The 13,045-nt window shown below is 68.3% G+C and carries 11 protein-coding genes and 2 tRNA genes; 4 read left to right on the top strand and 9 right to left on the bottom strand.

The features are described from left to right. Positions 1-51: 51 nt before the first annotated feature. The 3 genes from glxA to IE198_RS06325 form a co-directional block, all read right to left on the bottom strand. Positions 52-2,004 (bottom strand): radical copper oxidase GlxA, encoded by a 1,953-nt coding sequence (gene glxA / locus IE198_RS06335; protein WP_373299781.1) that lies wholly within the window; start codon positions 2,002-2,004, stop codon positions 52-54. Next, positions 2,001-3,950, bottom strand: coding sequence for a glycosyltransferase family 2 protein (locus IE198_RS06330; RefSeq protein WP_189883537.1), 1,950 nt, complete (start codon positions 3,948-3,950; stop codon positions 2,001-2,003). The genes glxA and IE198_RS06330 overlap by 4 nt, the downstream gene beginning before the upstream one ends. Positions 3,951-4,429: 479 nt before the next feature. Continuing rightward, positions 4,430-4,503 (bottom strand) — tRNA-Lys (locus tag IE198_RS06325). A gap of 208 nt (positions 4,504-4,711) precedes the next feature. On the opposite strand from IE198_RS06325, the gene IE198_RS06320 reads away from it, so the two are divergent. The 3 genes from IE198_RS06320 (at position 4,712) to IE198_RS06310 (ending at position 7,973) form a co-directional block, all read left to right on the top strand. Beyond that, complete coding sequence (locus IE198_RS06320) at positions 4,712-5,992, top strand: peptidoglycan-binding protein (RefSeq protein ID WP_189883535.1); 1,281 nt, start codon at positions 4,712-4,714, stop codon at positions 5,990-5,992. 63 nt (positions 5,993-6,055) lie between these two features. Beyond that, positions 6,056-7,264: an SPFH domain-containing protein gene (locus tag IE198_RS06315; RefSeq protein WP_189883533.1), complete on the top strand. Its 1,209-nt coding sequence runs from the start codon at positions 6,056-6,058 to the stop codon at positions 7,262-7,264. A 121-nt stretch (positions 7,265-7,385) separates the two neighbouring features. Next, positions 7,386-7,973 carry a lytic polysaccharide monooxygenase auxiliary activity family 9 protein gene (locus tag IE198_RS06310; RefSeq protein ID WP_189883531.1) on the top strand — a complete coding sequence of 196 codons (588 nt, stop codon included), beginning with the start codon at positions 7,386-7,388 and terminating at the stop codon, positions 7,971-7,973. Between the two features lie 112 nt (positions 7,974-8,085). Here the strand turns inward: IE198_RS06310 and IE198_RS06305 are convergent. The 6 genes from IE198_RS06305 to ehuB all read right to left on the bottom strand — a co-directional run bounded on the left by IE198_RS06305 (position 8,086) and on the right by ehuB (position 12,188). Further along, a tRNA-Lys gene (locus IE198_RS06305) sits at positions 8,086-8,159 on the bottom strand. A 92-nt stretch (positions 8,160-8,251) separates the two neighbouring features. Continuing rightward, entirely contained in the window at positions 8,252-9,010 is a 759-nt protein-coding gene (locus tag IE198_RS06300) for an IclR family transcriptional regulator (protein WP_189883529.1), read from the bottom strand. Between the two features lie 167 nt (positions 9,011-9,177). Then, entirely contained in the window at positions 9,178-9,957 is a 780-nt protein-coding gene (gene ehuA / locus IE198_RS06295) for an ectoine/hydroxyectoine ABC transporter ATP-binding protein EhuA (RefSeq protein ID WP_189883527.1), read from the bottom strand. Then, positions 9,947-10,600: an ectoine/hydroxyectoine ABC transporter permease subunit EhuD gene (ehuD, locus tag IE198_RS06290; RefSeq protein WP_189883524.1), complete on the bottom strand. Its 654-nt coding sequence runs from the start codon at positions 10,598-10,600 to the stop codon at positions 9,947-9,949. Before ehuD ends, ehuA begins: the two co-directional genes overlap by 11 nt. After that, positions 10,600-11,337 (bottom strand): ectoine/hydroxyectoine ABC transporter permease subunit EhuC, encoded by a 738-nt coding sequence (gene ehuC / locus IE198_RS06285; RefSeq protein ID WP_189883522.1) that lies wholly within the window; start codon positions 11,335-11,337, stop codon positions 10,600-10,602. The genes ehuD and ehuC overlap by 1 nt, the downstream gene beginning before the upstream one ends. After that, positions 11,334-12,188, bottom strand: coding sequence for an ectoine/hydroxyectoine ABC transporter substrate-binding protein EhuB (gene ehuB / locus IE198_RS06280; protein WP_189883520.1), 855 nt, complete (start codon positions 12,186-12,188; stop codon positions 11,334-11,336). The genes ehuC and ehuB overlap by 4 nt, the downstream gene beginning before the upstream one ends. 69 nt (positions 12,189-12,257) lie before the next feature. Between ehuB and IE198_RS06275 the strand changes: the two genes are divergently transcribed. After that, positions 12,258-12,758 carry a DUF3830 family protein gene (locus tag IE198_RS06275; RefSeq protein ID WP_189883517.1) on the top strand — a complete coding sequence of 167 codons (501 nt, stop codon included), beginning with the start codon at positions 12,258-12,260 and terminating at the stop codon, positions 12,756-12,758. Positions 12,759-13,045 lie beyond the last annotated feature (287 nt).

Below are 13,045 nucleotides of genomic sequence, written 5' to 3'. Positions count from 1 at the left end.
GTGCCCGGCAGCCAGGGACGCGCTGCCGGGCACTTCACGTGGTCAGAGGTCCTACGGGACCTCGACCCACACCGCCTCGGACGGTGTGCCCGCCTCGTCCGTCACGAAGAACATGTAGTGACCCGACGGGACCAGCGCCCTGTTCTCGGGCACCGTGACCTCCACGCCGTCCGCGGTCTTCTTCATCTCCAGGGCGATCGAGCGCTGGTCCACGTCGGTGACATGGGTGACCGCGCTCGGCCGCATCAGCTTCGCCGTCTTCAGGGCCTTCCCGCTCTTGATCTTGAAGATGCCCTTCTCGCCGCGCTCGACGGTCTTCGGGCCGCCGGTCACCTCGGGCCTGGTGTCGCGGAAGAGATAGGGCGGGGTGTAGATCTCGATGCGCTGCTCGAAGACTCCCGGCCGGGTGTCGGCCTTGTCGGAGAACAGCGAGTCCGAGCCGAAGATCATGACCCGTCCGTCTGGCAGCAGCACCGAGCCGGAGTGGTAGTTGCGGCCCACGTTCGGGTCGGCGACGCGCGTGTAGGTCTGCGTCTTCGGGTCGTACGTGCGGGCCTGGAGCACATTGGAGCCGCTGCGGCCTCGGTAGTCCTCCGAGCCGCCGGTGACGAGCACGGTGTCGTCGGGCAGCAGTGAGGCGCTCGGGTAGCGGGTGCCCTTCTCCAGCGAGGGGCCGTCCTTGAAGCGGGGGGCGTCGGCCTTGAGGTCGACCAACCGGGACTTCTCGCTCGACTTCTCCGACTCGCCGACCCCGCCGCCGCCGATGACCATGAACTTCTGGTCCTGGGCCGGTGGCAGCATGACGGTCGCCGAGGTCTCCATCCGGTCGGGATCCGACAGGCCCGGGATCTTGGTGAACCTGTTCGTGTCCAGGTCCCAGACCCCGGGGTCACGCCCGACGTCGGCCGGCCCGTAACCGGCGTTGGAACCGGAGTAGAAGAGCTTGCCGTTGCCCATCAGGAAGATCGCCGGGTAGGTGGGGAACTTCCTGGTGATCCCGGTGTACTCCCAGGTCTTCGTCTTCGGGTCGTAGATCTCGTCCTTGCCGGGGACGATCTGTCCGATCTCGTCGAGGCCGGAGAGCGAGAGGACCTTGCCGTCCTCGAGGGTGGTCAGCGTGGGGTACCAGCGGGCCTCGTTCATCGGATCGACGGGGACGTACTTCTCCGCGACCGGATCGAACTCGAAGGCCTCCTTGATGCCCTGGAAGTCCTTCTTGTCGAGCGCCAGCTTCTGGGCGATGCCGTAGACGTTGCGGGCGTCGGAGCCGCGCAGGCCCTGCACGCGGTAGTTGTCCTCCGTGCCGGTCTCGTACTGCTTGCCGGACTGCTCCGCCTCGACGTAGATGCGGCCGAGGCCGGCCTCCGTGCGCAGGAAGGCCCCGGTCCTGGGGTCGAAGACCTTCTTGGCCTTCTCGACCAGTACCGGGTCCTTGGAGATAAACGTTTTTCCACTCTTCTTGCCGGTGAACTTGGTGCCGGCGGGCAGGGTCTTGGGTGCGTCGGGGTCCTCGTTGTGGACGATCATCAGGCCGCCGGCCTTGGTGACGTCGCCCTCGAGCTTCTCGTACCGCTTGGTGCCGCCCGCCACCAGCAGCTTGCCGTCGGGCAGTTGGGTGTGCCCGGCGCAGAACATGTCCTTGGGGGTGGGGATCTTCTTGAACTTGTTCGTCGCCGGGTCCCAGAGGACCGACTCGAACTTCTTCGCGTCGAAGTTCTTCTGGTTGTTGCCGGACCCGGCGATCAGCAGCACCTTGCCGGTGCGCAGCAGCGCCGCGTGAATCGTGTTGATCCTGTACTCGGATGGGACCTCGAGGAAGTCCCAGTGGCCGTTCTCCGCCTTGTACTCGGGCTTGTTGATCTCGTACTCGTGGTACTGCTCCGAGCCGAAGCGCCAGATGGCGGGGCCGTTGAAGCCGGCGACCACCACGATCACCGCGGCACCGATGGCTATTCGGCGTGCGCGGTTCTTGCGGTGGTTCGGCCGCGCGGGCATCGTGCTCATTTCTTACGTCCCCCAAGGGCGATCTGCATGGTCTGGTCCGTGGTGGCCGGCGCCTGGCCGGCCGCGAACTGCGGTCTCGGCTGCGGCGCATGAGGTCCACCCGGACCGGTTCCGGCCGGCGGCTCGCCTCCCGTGCGCCTGCTCCGGCGCTTCTTCTTCTCCGCGGCGATGCCGTGCCGCCAGACGAAGATGGGCGCCGCCGTGATCAGCAGCGCGAGCGAGGCCCAGGTGATCATCGCGGGGTGGTCGTGCCCGAACCAGAACGAGGAGGCGAGGGAGCCGCCGAATACGGCGACGAAGAACAGATGGATGCGGAACGTCCCGAACAGGGTGTCAGGGCTGGACGAGTCGCCCTTGGGGGTCACCACGAACTTGCTCTTGCGCCGCAGCACGGCGTCCATCAGCGAGCGGGCGTAGATGGGCGCGGAGAGCGCCGACATCACCATGCCGGCGAGGCCGCCGGAGCCCTCGGGCTCGTGCGGCGAGACGTTGTGGCGGCGGTTCCAGATGTAGAGGCCGATCTGGAGGGCGGAGGCGTTGCCGTAGAGCATCATCCAGATCGTCGGGTCGATCTGCACACCCGAGGCGCCCATGCCTAGGAACAGCGCACAGCTCAGCGCGGCGAGGATCCAGTTCAGGGCGGACATGGGATAGAAGATGATCATCATCGTGTAGTTGAAGAGCTTGCCGGGCGGCAGCGTGCCGAAGCCCTTCCAGTACTGCTTCAGGATCGTCTCGTACGTACCGCGGGACCAGCGCAGCTGCTGGGTGAAGAAGTCGGTCCAGGCGGACGGGCCCTCGCCGACGGCCAGTACGTCCGGCGTGTAGACCGAGCGCCATTTGTTGCCGGTGGCCGGGTTCTTCGCGCGGTGCATCTCGAAGCCGGTGGCCATGTCCTCGGTGATCGAGTCGTACAGTCCGCCGATCTGCTTGATGGCCTTGATACGCACCGCGTTGGAGGTGCCGACGAACATCGGGGCGCCGTAGCGGTTGCCCGCGCGCTGGATCAGGGCGTGGAAGAGGAACTGCTGGGACTCGGCCGCCTTGGTGACGAAGGTGTCGTAGTTGCCGTAGACCTGCGGGCCGATGACGAAGCCGACGTCGGGGTCGCGGAAGTAGCCGAGCATCCGCTCCAAGTAGTTGGGCAGCGGGACGTGGTCGGTGTCGACGGAGGCGAAGAAGTCGTAGTTGCCGCCGTGCGCCTCGAGCCAGGCGTTGTAGTTGCCGTGCTTGGTCTTGGCCCGGTGGGCGCCCTTCTCCTGGTTCCACCTCGCTACGCCCTTGCGGGAGAAGTGGTGGACGCCGAGTCGGGCGCAGACCTCCTTGACGGCGGAGTCGTCGCCCTCGTCGAGCAGCCATACGTCCATCAGGCCGCGGTGGCGGATCCGCACCGCGGCCTCCAGCGTCTTCGTCACCATCTCCAGGGGCTCCTTGCCCGGCACGAAGGAGGTGAGGAAGGCGACGCGGGTGCCGGACTCGGGCACCACGGGCACCGGGTCACGGGCCACCAGGGTCGCGTGCGCGTTGGACAGCACGTTCATCGTCCGGAACAGCTCGATCAGGCCGATCGAGACGAGCATGACGATGTCGAGGGCCAGCAGCAGGTCGTTCTGCAGATTCGGGTCGCGCTCCGTCCAGTGCTGCGGCTGCATCAGCCAGGCGAACAGGCCCAGCGAGAGCAGCGGAGCGGCGCCCAGCAGCAGGGCCGCGCGTATTCGGTGCGGCTCCTGCGAGAGCAGCGAACGGTACTGGACCTTGTACGGCCGGGTCGGGTCGGGCTGGGTCAGGGGGCCCGCCAGCCGGCTGTAGTGCTCGTAGTCGTAGCGCGGGAGCGCCTTCCTCGGGCGCAGCCGCGCGGTGGCGGCGCGCAGGTGCGCGGGCACCCGCAGCTGCGTGGTCCGCGACGAGTCTTCCGGCTGCCCGGCGCCGTCAGGCGTCGACGTCATTGATCATCCCCCCGCACGCGTGGTGAGTGCGTGCTGTGGTCGGTCGTGTCACCCGGGGGGTCGCAGGATCCCCTGTACCTGCCGGCCCGGGCGTGTCAGTGGTGGCACCGTCCCTACAGACATGAAACGGTCACCCTTCGGTTGCATGATGCCCGTCGCGTCTTCCGTCCGTGAACGGGCCCCCGCCCCGTGCGTCCCGCGTCGGAAGCGTCCCCCGGAACCGCTGCCAACTGCGCAAAACGGGCGACCAATTGGGGTCACCGGCTCCAGCATAGGTTCTCGGAGCCCCGTCATGATCGCAAGGGCGAAAGGGGCTGTTAACCGTTCATACGCACGAATTGGACCGGCTCGCGTCACGGGTTTCCGGTCGGTAGGTGCTGGCTGGAAACGATCGTATGTGTCACCACATCTGTGCCGGTCATGGGTAGAGGGAACGGCCGAGGCCCCCTCACCTGTGGTGAGGGGGCCTCGGCTTCGCGTGCGCCGCCAGGGACTCGAACCCCGGACCCGCTGATTAAGAGTCAGCTGCTCTAACCAACTGAGCTAGCGGCGCCTGCTGACCTGGAGAACTCTACCGGACGGCCGGGGGTGCTCGGCGCCGCTGCCCCGCCGTCGCCCCGTCATGCCGATGACGCGCCATGGCCCGTTAGGTCATTGTTTTTACCCTTTGATCCGTCAAAATGCATTATGTCCATACCGCTGGGACACTGGCACCCGTGAAACGTCGTCAGAAGATCTTGTTCAGTGCGGAGGAGTCGCGCATGGCTGCCGTACCGGTCTTCGAGGAGTTCGAGCCCGCCGCCGACCGCGACTGCGCCGGCGGCGTACACCGGCGCCGTACGCTCGCCGCCGGAGAACATCCCGGCTCCCGAAGCCGTCGCAGAGCACTTGTCCTGGTCACCGCGGCCGGTGTCGCCCTCAGTACCCCGGCGTCGAGCTTTGCGGCAGAGGGCGTCCCGCCCCCCTCCGCGCGGACCGGTGCTGTGTCCGCCGAGCCGGCGCCGCCACCGACCGAACAAGGTCCCACCTCCCCCCTGCACGGTCCCGCGGGCAAGACCGCCGCCACCAAGACACAGCTGCGCGCCATCACCCGGGCCGAGATCATCAACCGGGCCAAGGAGTGGGTGAGCGCCAGGGTGCCGTACAGCATGGAGAAGTACTGGTCGGACGGATACCGTCAGGACTGCTCCGGCTATGTGTCGATGGCCTGGAACCTCGCGGGGAACGAGTGGACCGGCAGCCTCGCCGAGTTCGGCGACCGGATCACCTACGAGAACCTGCAGGCCGGGGACATCCTGCTCTTCCACAACCCGGCCAACCCCACACGCGGCTCGCACGTCACCATCTTCGGCGGCTGGACCGACTACACGCACACCTACTACACGGCGTACGAGCAGACCAAGCCCCACACCCGGAAACAGGCCACGCCCATGGCCTACTGGAACAACTCCGCCTCCTATGTCGCCTACCGTTACAAGGGCCTCGTCACCAGCACCGGCGGAGGGGAGAGGGAGGCAGCGCCGTTCCCGGGCGCGACCGACTTCGGCCCGGGTGTGGACACCGAGTCCGTCATCCGCCTCCGCGAGATGCTCATGGCCCGTGGCGGCAAGCGCTTCTACCCACAGGGCACGGCCCCCGGCTGGACCGACGCCGACCGCCGCGCCACCCAGGCCTTCCAGCACGCCCAGGGGTGGCGCGGCAAGGAGGCGGACGGCATGCCAGGACCCCATACCTGGCGCCTGCTGGCGAACAAGCAGGGCAAGGACATCCCCGGCCCTGCGCCCACCAGGGAGAAGGCAGGTGCGCCCGCCTTCCCCGGACGCGACCACTTCGGGCCCGGCCGGTCGAACACGCACATCACCCAGCTCGGTAAGCGGCTCGTCGAGCGCGGTTACGGCACGCACTACACGACGGGGCCGGGCACGCACTGGGACGAGGCGGACCGGCGCAACGTCCAGGCCTTCCAACGCGCCCAGGGCTGGCGCGGCGCTGCGGCCGACGGCTACCCGGGACCGGAGACCTGGAGGCGCCTCTTCTCGTAGGACATGTCCCGCGGACCCGTACACGCACGACGACACAGCAGAGCGACAGCTAAGGCGGCAGGCATGAACACCACGACGTCGGAGCCGGAGGGCACGGTGCCGTCCGAGAGCCCGCGGCGCAATTTCGTCATCGCGAGCGAGACGACGACCGAGATCCCGGTGCACCTGCTGTTCCGGGACGACGAGGGCCCGCGCGCCCTGCGGCCCTCCGTCGTCTCCCGGCGACAGGGCACGGGGGAGCAGCCGAAGGTGGGACACGAGCCGCCCACCACCCAGAAACCGCACCTGGACAAGCCGGCGGAGAAGGACCCGGACCGGCCCGGCCGGCAGACGCCGGCCGTCGGCAGCTGCGCGGTGCCGCCGCCCGACCCCGGGCTCACCGAGCGCCCCGGGCCCGTACTCCCCGGCTGGACCGCCCTCGTCGCGGGCGGCTGTTCGCTCGCCGGGATCGGCGCGGTGGTCTGGGGGACGGGGGCCGTGCCGGACAAGCTCGCGGGGGTGTTCGGACTGACCCCGCCGCCGTACCGGGGCATCGGGATCTGGCTGTGGTGCCTGCTCACGCTGGGGGTGATCCTGGCGCTGTTCGCGCTCGGCGGGCTCGGCCGGGTCCAGGCGGGGAGGGCATGGGTGCTCACGCTCTGCGGGGACTACCGGGGAAGCGTGCGGCGTACGGGGCTGGTGTGGATGAGCCCGCTGGTGCTGCGCCGGCGGATCGACGTACGGCTCCGGCACTGGCGCAGCGGCCCGGTGGCGGCGGTGGACGCGGAGGGCACGCCGCTGCGCGCGGTGGTGCTGGTGGTGTGGCGGGTCAAGGACACGGCGCGCGCGGCGCTCTGCGTGGCGGACCACGAGGCCTATCTGGCGGAGCAGGTGGAGGCGGCCACCGTGCGCGTCCTCTCGCAGTTGCCGGCCGACGCCTTCCTCCCGGACGTCCCGACGCTGCGTGACGCCGACGCCGTCGGCGAGCGGCTGACCCGGGCTCTCGTGCCGGAGTGCGCCGTCGTCGGGATCGAGGTCTTCTCCGTGCAGCCCGTGGGCCTCGAGTACGCGCCCGAGGTGGCGGCCGCCATGCAGCGCCGGCGCGTCGCGGCGATCGACGCCAAGCACCGGGAGACCGTGCTGACCTCGGTGGTGGACGCGGTCGACGAGACGGTGAGCCGGCTGACCGAGCGCGGCCTGGTCGATCTGGACGACTACGAGCGCAAGGCGCTGGTGAAGGACCTGACGGTTGCCTTCTACACCGGCCGGGCGGGTGCCGTCGAGGCTCCGTGATTGGTCTGGACAATGTCAACCGGCGTCAATACATTGGAACTTGGTCTAGACCTGAACGAGTAGCACCGTGCGCGTGCAGCAAGTGCCTCGGAACTCCCCCACGTTCTACCAGGAGCCAAGCATGCGAAAGAAGATAGGCGCGGCCGTCGTCGGTCTCGCCGTGGCGGGCACGACCCTGCTCGCCACCGGCAGCGCGAGCAGCCACGGCTACACCGACTCACCGATCAGCCGCCAGAAGCTCTGCGCCGACAGGACGGTGAGCAACTGCGGCCAGATCCAGTGGGAGCCGCAGAGCGTCGAGGGCCCGAAGGGCTTCCCGGCAGCCGGACCCGCCGACGGCAGGATCTGCTCGGGCGGCAACGGTCAGTTCGCCGAGCTCGACGACCCGCGCGGCGGGTCGTGGCCCGCCACCAGGGTCGGCTCGGGCCAGAGCCACACCTTCCGCTGGCAGTTCACGGCCAGGCACCGCACCACCGACTTCAAGTACTTCATCACCAAGCCCGGCTGGAACCCGAACCAGCCGCTGACCAGGGCGGCGCTGGAGTCGCAGCCCTTCCTCACCATTCCGTACGGTGGCCAGCAACCCCCGGCCACGCTGTCCCACTCCGGCAGTCTTCCCCAGCGGTCGGGCCGCCATCTGATCCTGGCGGTGTGGACGGTGCACGACACGGCGAACGCTTTCTACGCGTGCTCCGACGTTCAGTTCTGAAACACACCTGTCATGGACGCGGCGACCCCTTCCGCCTGGGCCGTCGCGTCCGGCCATGACGAAACACCTCGCGGGCCCTCCGGTCGACCGGAGGGCCCGCGAGGTGATGTTGTGCGCCGCCAGGGACTCGAACCCCGGACCCGCTGATTAAGAGTCAGCTGCTCTAACCAACTGAGCTAGCGGCGCCTGTTTCGTCTGCCGCTCGGCGGCTGACCCATTAATAGTACCTGGTCCGGAGGGGTGCTCCGGACCAGGTGCCGCCGGGCCGCCGATGGGCCCTATATCGCCAGCGAGAGCACCACCGGAGCCGCCCGGCGGTTCAGGGTGTCGGCGGCGGAGCGCAGCCGGTGCGCGTGCTCGATCGGGAGCGACAGCGCCAGGCAGCCCACCGCGGAGCCGGCCGTCAGTGGCACGGCTGCGCAGACCGTGCCCACCGCGTACTCCTGGAGATCGAGGACGGGGACCGTCGGCGGCTGGCTGTCCAGTTTGGAGAAGAGCAGCCGCTCGCTGGTGATCGTGTGTGACGTCAGACGGGCGATCTTGTGCCGCGAGAGGTGGTCGCGGCGCCCGTTCACGTCGAGCTGGGTCAGCAGACACTTGCCGACCGCACTCGCATGGGCCGCCGAGCGGAAGTCCACCCACTCATTGACCTTCGGCGTGCGCGGGCTGTCGGCGAACTGGGTGATCCTGACCTCGCCGTCGATGTAACGGCTGATGTAGACGGCGGCGCCGACCGAGTCGCGCAGCTCGGTGAGGGTCTCCTGGAGCTTGGCCTCCAGCGCCTCCTTGCGAGTGACACCCGAGCCGAGCAGGACCAGCGAGTCGCCGATCGCATACGCGCCGTCGGCGACCTGCTCCACGTATCCCTCGCGGCGGAGCATGGCCAGCATGGGGGCGAGGTGGCCGGTCGGCAGACCGGTCTCCCGTGCGATCTGGGTGTCGCTGACTCCGCCACCGTGCTTGGAGATCGTCTCGAGGACGCGCAAGACGTATTGCACCGAGTGGAACGGCGCGGTCGGCTCGGGCTTCAGCGCCACGGTTCCCCCCTGGCAGGTTGTTACCGCACGGTTGCGTACCACGATAGCGGCGAAGGCCGGTTCAAGGACCGGCTGTTGGCGTAAATGATGAGGCGCCCCGGCCTCACACGCCGGGGCGCCTTGCGTTGGCATATGCCGGAGGAACTCTTGGCCGGTGGAGTGAGAGGTCAGAGCACCGCACCGAGGAACTCGCGAGTACGTTCGTGCTCCGGATCCGAGAAGATCTTCTCCGGCGGGCCGGACTCGATCACCTTCCCGGCGTCGAACATGAGCACGTCGTCCGAGATGTCCCGGGCGAAGTTCATCTCGTGGGTAACACAGAGCATGGTGATGTCTGTGGTGCGCGCGATGTCACGCAGCAGATCCAGTACCCCGGCGACCAACTCGGGGTCGAGCGCCGAGGTCACTTCGTCCAGCAGCAGCACCTGCGGCCGCATGGCCAGCGCCCGGGCGATCGCCACCCGCTGCTGCTGACCGCCGGACAGCTGTGTCGGCCTCGCGTCGCAGCGGTCGGCCAGCCCCACCAGCTCGAGAAGCTCCTTGGCGCGCACCTCCGCCTCGTCCTTGGACAGGCCCAGCACCCGCACCGGCGCCTCGGTGAGATTGCGCAGAACGGTCATGTTGGGGAACAGATTGAACTGCTGGAAGACCATCCCGATCTTCTTGCGAGCCTCCCGGCGCTCCTTCTCGTCGGCCGGGAAGAGCCTGTTCCCGTTCACCGTGATCGTGCCCTCGTCGGGACTCTCCAGGGTCATCAGCAACCGGAGGATCGTCGTCTTTCCCGAACCGGACGGGCCGATCAGGGTGACGTGCTTGCCCGGGCGTACCGAGAAGCACAGATCGTCCAGGACCGTGTTGTCGCCGAATCTCTTGGTGACGTTGTCGAACCGGATCAGTGCATCCGAAGTGGCGCCGGCGGTCGTGCCGGCAGGGGTGTCAGCGGACAAGGCGGCGCTCCAGGGCTCGTACGAGAAGGGAAGCCGGGTAGGCGATGAGGATGAAGGCGACGCCGACCACGGTCAGCGGCTCGGTGTACTGGAAGGACTGGCCGCCGAACTGGCGCGCCTGGTTGAGCATCTCCAGCACACCGATCGCGAGCAGGATCGGTGTGTCCTTCAGCATCGCGATGACGTAGTTGCCGAGGGCCGGCATCACGCGGCGGAAGGCCTGCGGCAGGATCACCGCCATCCAGGTGCGGTGGGGCGGCAGGCTCAGGGCCGTGGCCGCCTCCCACTGCCCCTTCGGCACGGCTTCGATCCCGGCCCGGTAGACCTGCGCGGTGTACGTCGAGTAGTGGAGCCCGATCGCGACCGTGCCGGTGGTCAGCGCGGAGAACTGGATACCCCACTCCGGCAGTACGAAGTAGAAGAAGAACAGCTGCACCAGCAGCGGAGTGGTGCGGATGAACTCGGTGAAGACGTTCACCGGCCAGCGCACGAACCGGGTCGGCGCACGGAAGGCGATCGCCCACACCAGGCCGAGCGTGAAGGAGATCAGCGAGCCCAGCACCAGCACCTGCAGCGTGATCAGCACGCCGTCCCAGAACTCGGGCATGAAGTCCGACACCGCGGACCAGTCGAAGGAAGTCATCAGGACGCACCCCCCGGCATGGTGGTACCGGTGACCTTGTCCTGGGCCTGCCGTTCGAAGACCCTGCCGAAGAGCCCGGGTTCCGGTTCGATGCCGATGTTCCGTTTCGTCTTCCGCTCCAGCGCCTTCATGGAACGCGTCACCGCGAAGGCGAGCACGGCGTAGATCACCAGGCTGACCGTGTAGATCTGGGCGCTGTCCTGCGTGGCCAGTCGCACCAGGTACGCGGCGAAGGAGACGTCACCCACCCCGAGCAGCGACACCAGAGCGGTGCCCTTCAGCAGCTCGACGAGCAGGTTGCAGAACGACGGCATCATCTCGGGCACCGCCTGCGGGAGCAGGATCAGCCGCATCCGCTGCCACGGCGTGAAGCTGAGCGCGACGCCCGCCTCGCGCTGAGCGGGGGCCACCGAGTTCAATGCGCCACGCACGATCTCCGCGCCGTAGGCACCGTAGGACAGGCCGAGCGCGAGTACGGCCGCGTACATGGGGACCAGCTGCCATCCCATGAGCGGCGGCACGACGAAGAACAACCAGAACATCAGCACCAGAGCCGAGGTGCCGCGGAAGATCTCGGTGTAGAAGCCCGCCAGGAAGCGGACGAGACGCGAGCGGTGGGTGCGGGCCATGCCGATGGCGAAGGCGACGGCGGTGGCCACGACGGCGCTGTAGAACAGCAGTTGAACGGTGATCCAGATACCGGGCAGCACCCAGTTCTGCCAGAGTCCGGCTGTCATCGGCACAGCTCCTCGGCAGTGAGGGTGGTCATCTCGGCCTTCGTGAAGCCGAAGGGCTTCAGGATGCGGAAGAGCTCACCGCTCTTCTTCATCTTGTGGATCTCGACATTGAACGCGTCGCGCAGCTCGGTGTCGGTGGGGCGGAAGGCGAAGCCGCCGCCGTCGATCTGCTTCTCGCCGTCGACGACGGCCGCGAACGGCTCGGTCGCCTCTGCCTTCGAGCTCTTCCTCACGACTTCACGGGTCGTCAGCGCGGTGCCCGCGAAGACGTCGACGCGCCCGGACTCGACGGCGTTCAGACCGGCGACCTGGTCCTGCAGGATGACGATGTCCTTCTCCGGAATGCCGGCGGCGACCGCGTAATCGATCTCCGCGTAGCCCGTTCCGGTGGAGAACCTCGCCTTTGTCCGCACCACGTCCTCGTAGCTGCGCAGCTTCTTCGGGTTGCCCTTGCGGACGATGAACGAGTCGAGCATCTGGTACTCGGGGTCGGAGAAGATGACCTGGCGGCACCGCTCGTTGTTGATGTACATCCCGGCGGAGACCACGTCGAACTGCTGCGAGTTGAGGCCCGGTATGAGGGAGGCGAAATCGGTCGCCACCGGCTGGACACTGTCTATACCGAGCCGCTTGAAGATGACCCGGGCCAGTTCAGGGGCCTCGCCCGTGAACTCGCCCTGATCGTCCACATAGCCGTACGGCACCTCGCCCGCGATGCCGAGGCGCACGGTGCCCTGCGACTTCAGCCGGGCCAGCGCGTCGCCGGACGGCACACGACTGCACCCCGCCGCACCGGCGACGGTCAGCGCGCCGGCCGCCGCCGTGCCGAGCAACAGGGCGCGTCTGCTCATCGATCCTGGTTGTCTTGTACGAGCCATGGGCGCGCGGCTACCCGGGCCCTCGCGGGGTATGCGTACGAAATGGCCGACCGATACATGACCGTTGCCTTGAACAAGCGCGGTGTGGAGTGCACCGCCCGCCTGCTCTTCGACAAAGCACCGCTGACCTGCGCCGCCGTGTGGGACGCACTGCCGCTCGCCGGAGATGTGTACCACGCGAAGTATGCGCGTAATGAGATTTACGCCCTGCTGCCGGCCTTCGCCGAGCAGGAGCCGCCGCTGGAGAACCCGACGGTGACGCCGATCCCAGGTGATCTGTGCTATTTCACCTTCACCGACGTGCAGTTGGGCACGGCGTCGTACGGCTACGAGTCCGGTGCCGCGCACCGCGGCCGGACGACGGTCGTCGATCTCGCGCTGTTCTACGAACGGAACAACCTGCTGCTGAACGGGGACACCGGGTGGGTGCCCGGCATTGTGTGGGGCGCCGTCGTCGACGGCCTCGAGGAGATGGCGGCCGCCTGCCAGGACCTTTGGCGGACGGGGGCTGCGGGGGAGACGCTGTCGTTCCGACGGGCGTAGGCGCGGGGCGCGTGCGTGTGGCGGCGGACTGTTCCCCTGCCCGCCCCGTTCCGCCACCGACGTGTGGCTCCACCGCGCGGGTGGAGCAAGTCCCTGGCCCCGGGAGCGCGATGCGAGCGGTGTGCCGGGCCGCCGACGGGGGCATCCCACGGCCACCAGGCCGTAGGGGCCCTCGGAACGGGCTCCGAAGCGGAGCCGGTGGCGTGTCCTGGGCGCAGGCCGCCAGGCATGGAGGAGCCCGGTTCGGGAAGGGCGTGGGTGGGGAACGGCCCCGCGCAGCGGGCCGC

The sequence above is a fragment of the Streptomyces xantholiticus genome, from assembly GCF_014651015.1.
Lineage (GTDB): Bacteria > Actinomycetota > Actinomycetes > Streptomycetales > Streptomycetaceae > Streptomyces > Streptomyces xantholiticus.
Note: the sequence above shows the minus strand (reverse complement) of the source record. Positions and strands in the feature narration are given on the sequence as shown.

Coding starts and splice junctions, on each gene's coding strand:
- glxA (WP_373299781.1), bottom strand. CDS start 2,004: ATGAGCACGATGCCCGCGCGGCCGAACCACCGCAAGAACCGCGCACGC.
- IE198_RS06330 (WP_189883537.1), bottom strand. CDS start 3,950: ATGACGTCGACGCCTGACGGCGCCGGGCAGCCGGAAGACTCGTCGCGG.
- IE198_RS06320 (WP_189883535.1), top strand. CDS start 4,712: ATGGCTGCCGTACCGGTCTTCGAGGAGTTCGAGCCCGCCGCCGACCGC.
- IE198_RS06315 (WP_189883533.1), top strand. CDS start 6,056: ATGAACACCACGACGTCGGAGCCGGAGGGCACGGTGCCGTCCGAGAGC.
- IE198_RS06310 (WP_189883531.1), top strand. CDS start 7,386: ATGCGAAAGAAGATAGGCGCGGCCGTCGTCGGTCTCGCCGTGGCGGGC.
- ehuD (WP_189883524.1), bottom strand. CDS start 10,600: ATGACTTCCTTCGACTGGTCCGCGGTGTCGGACTTCATGCCCGAGTTC.
- ehuC (WP_189883522.1), bottom strand. CDS start 11,337: ATGACAGCCGGACTCTGGCAGAACTGGGTGCTGCCCGGTATCTGGATC.
- ehuB (WP_189883520.1), bottom strand. CDS start 12,188: ATGAGCAGACGCGCCCTGTTGCTCGGCACGGCGGCGGCCGGCGCGCTG.
- IE198_RS06275 (WP_189883517.1), top strand. CDS start 12,258: ATGGCCGACCGATACATGACCGTTGCCTTGAACAAGCGCGGTGTGGAG.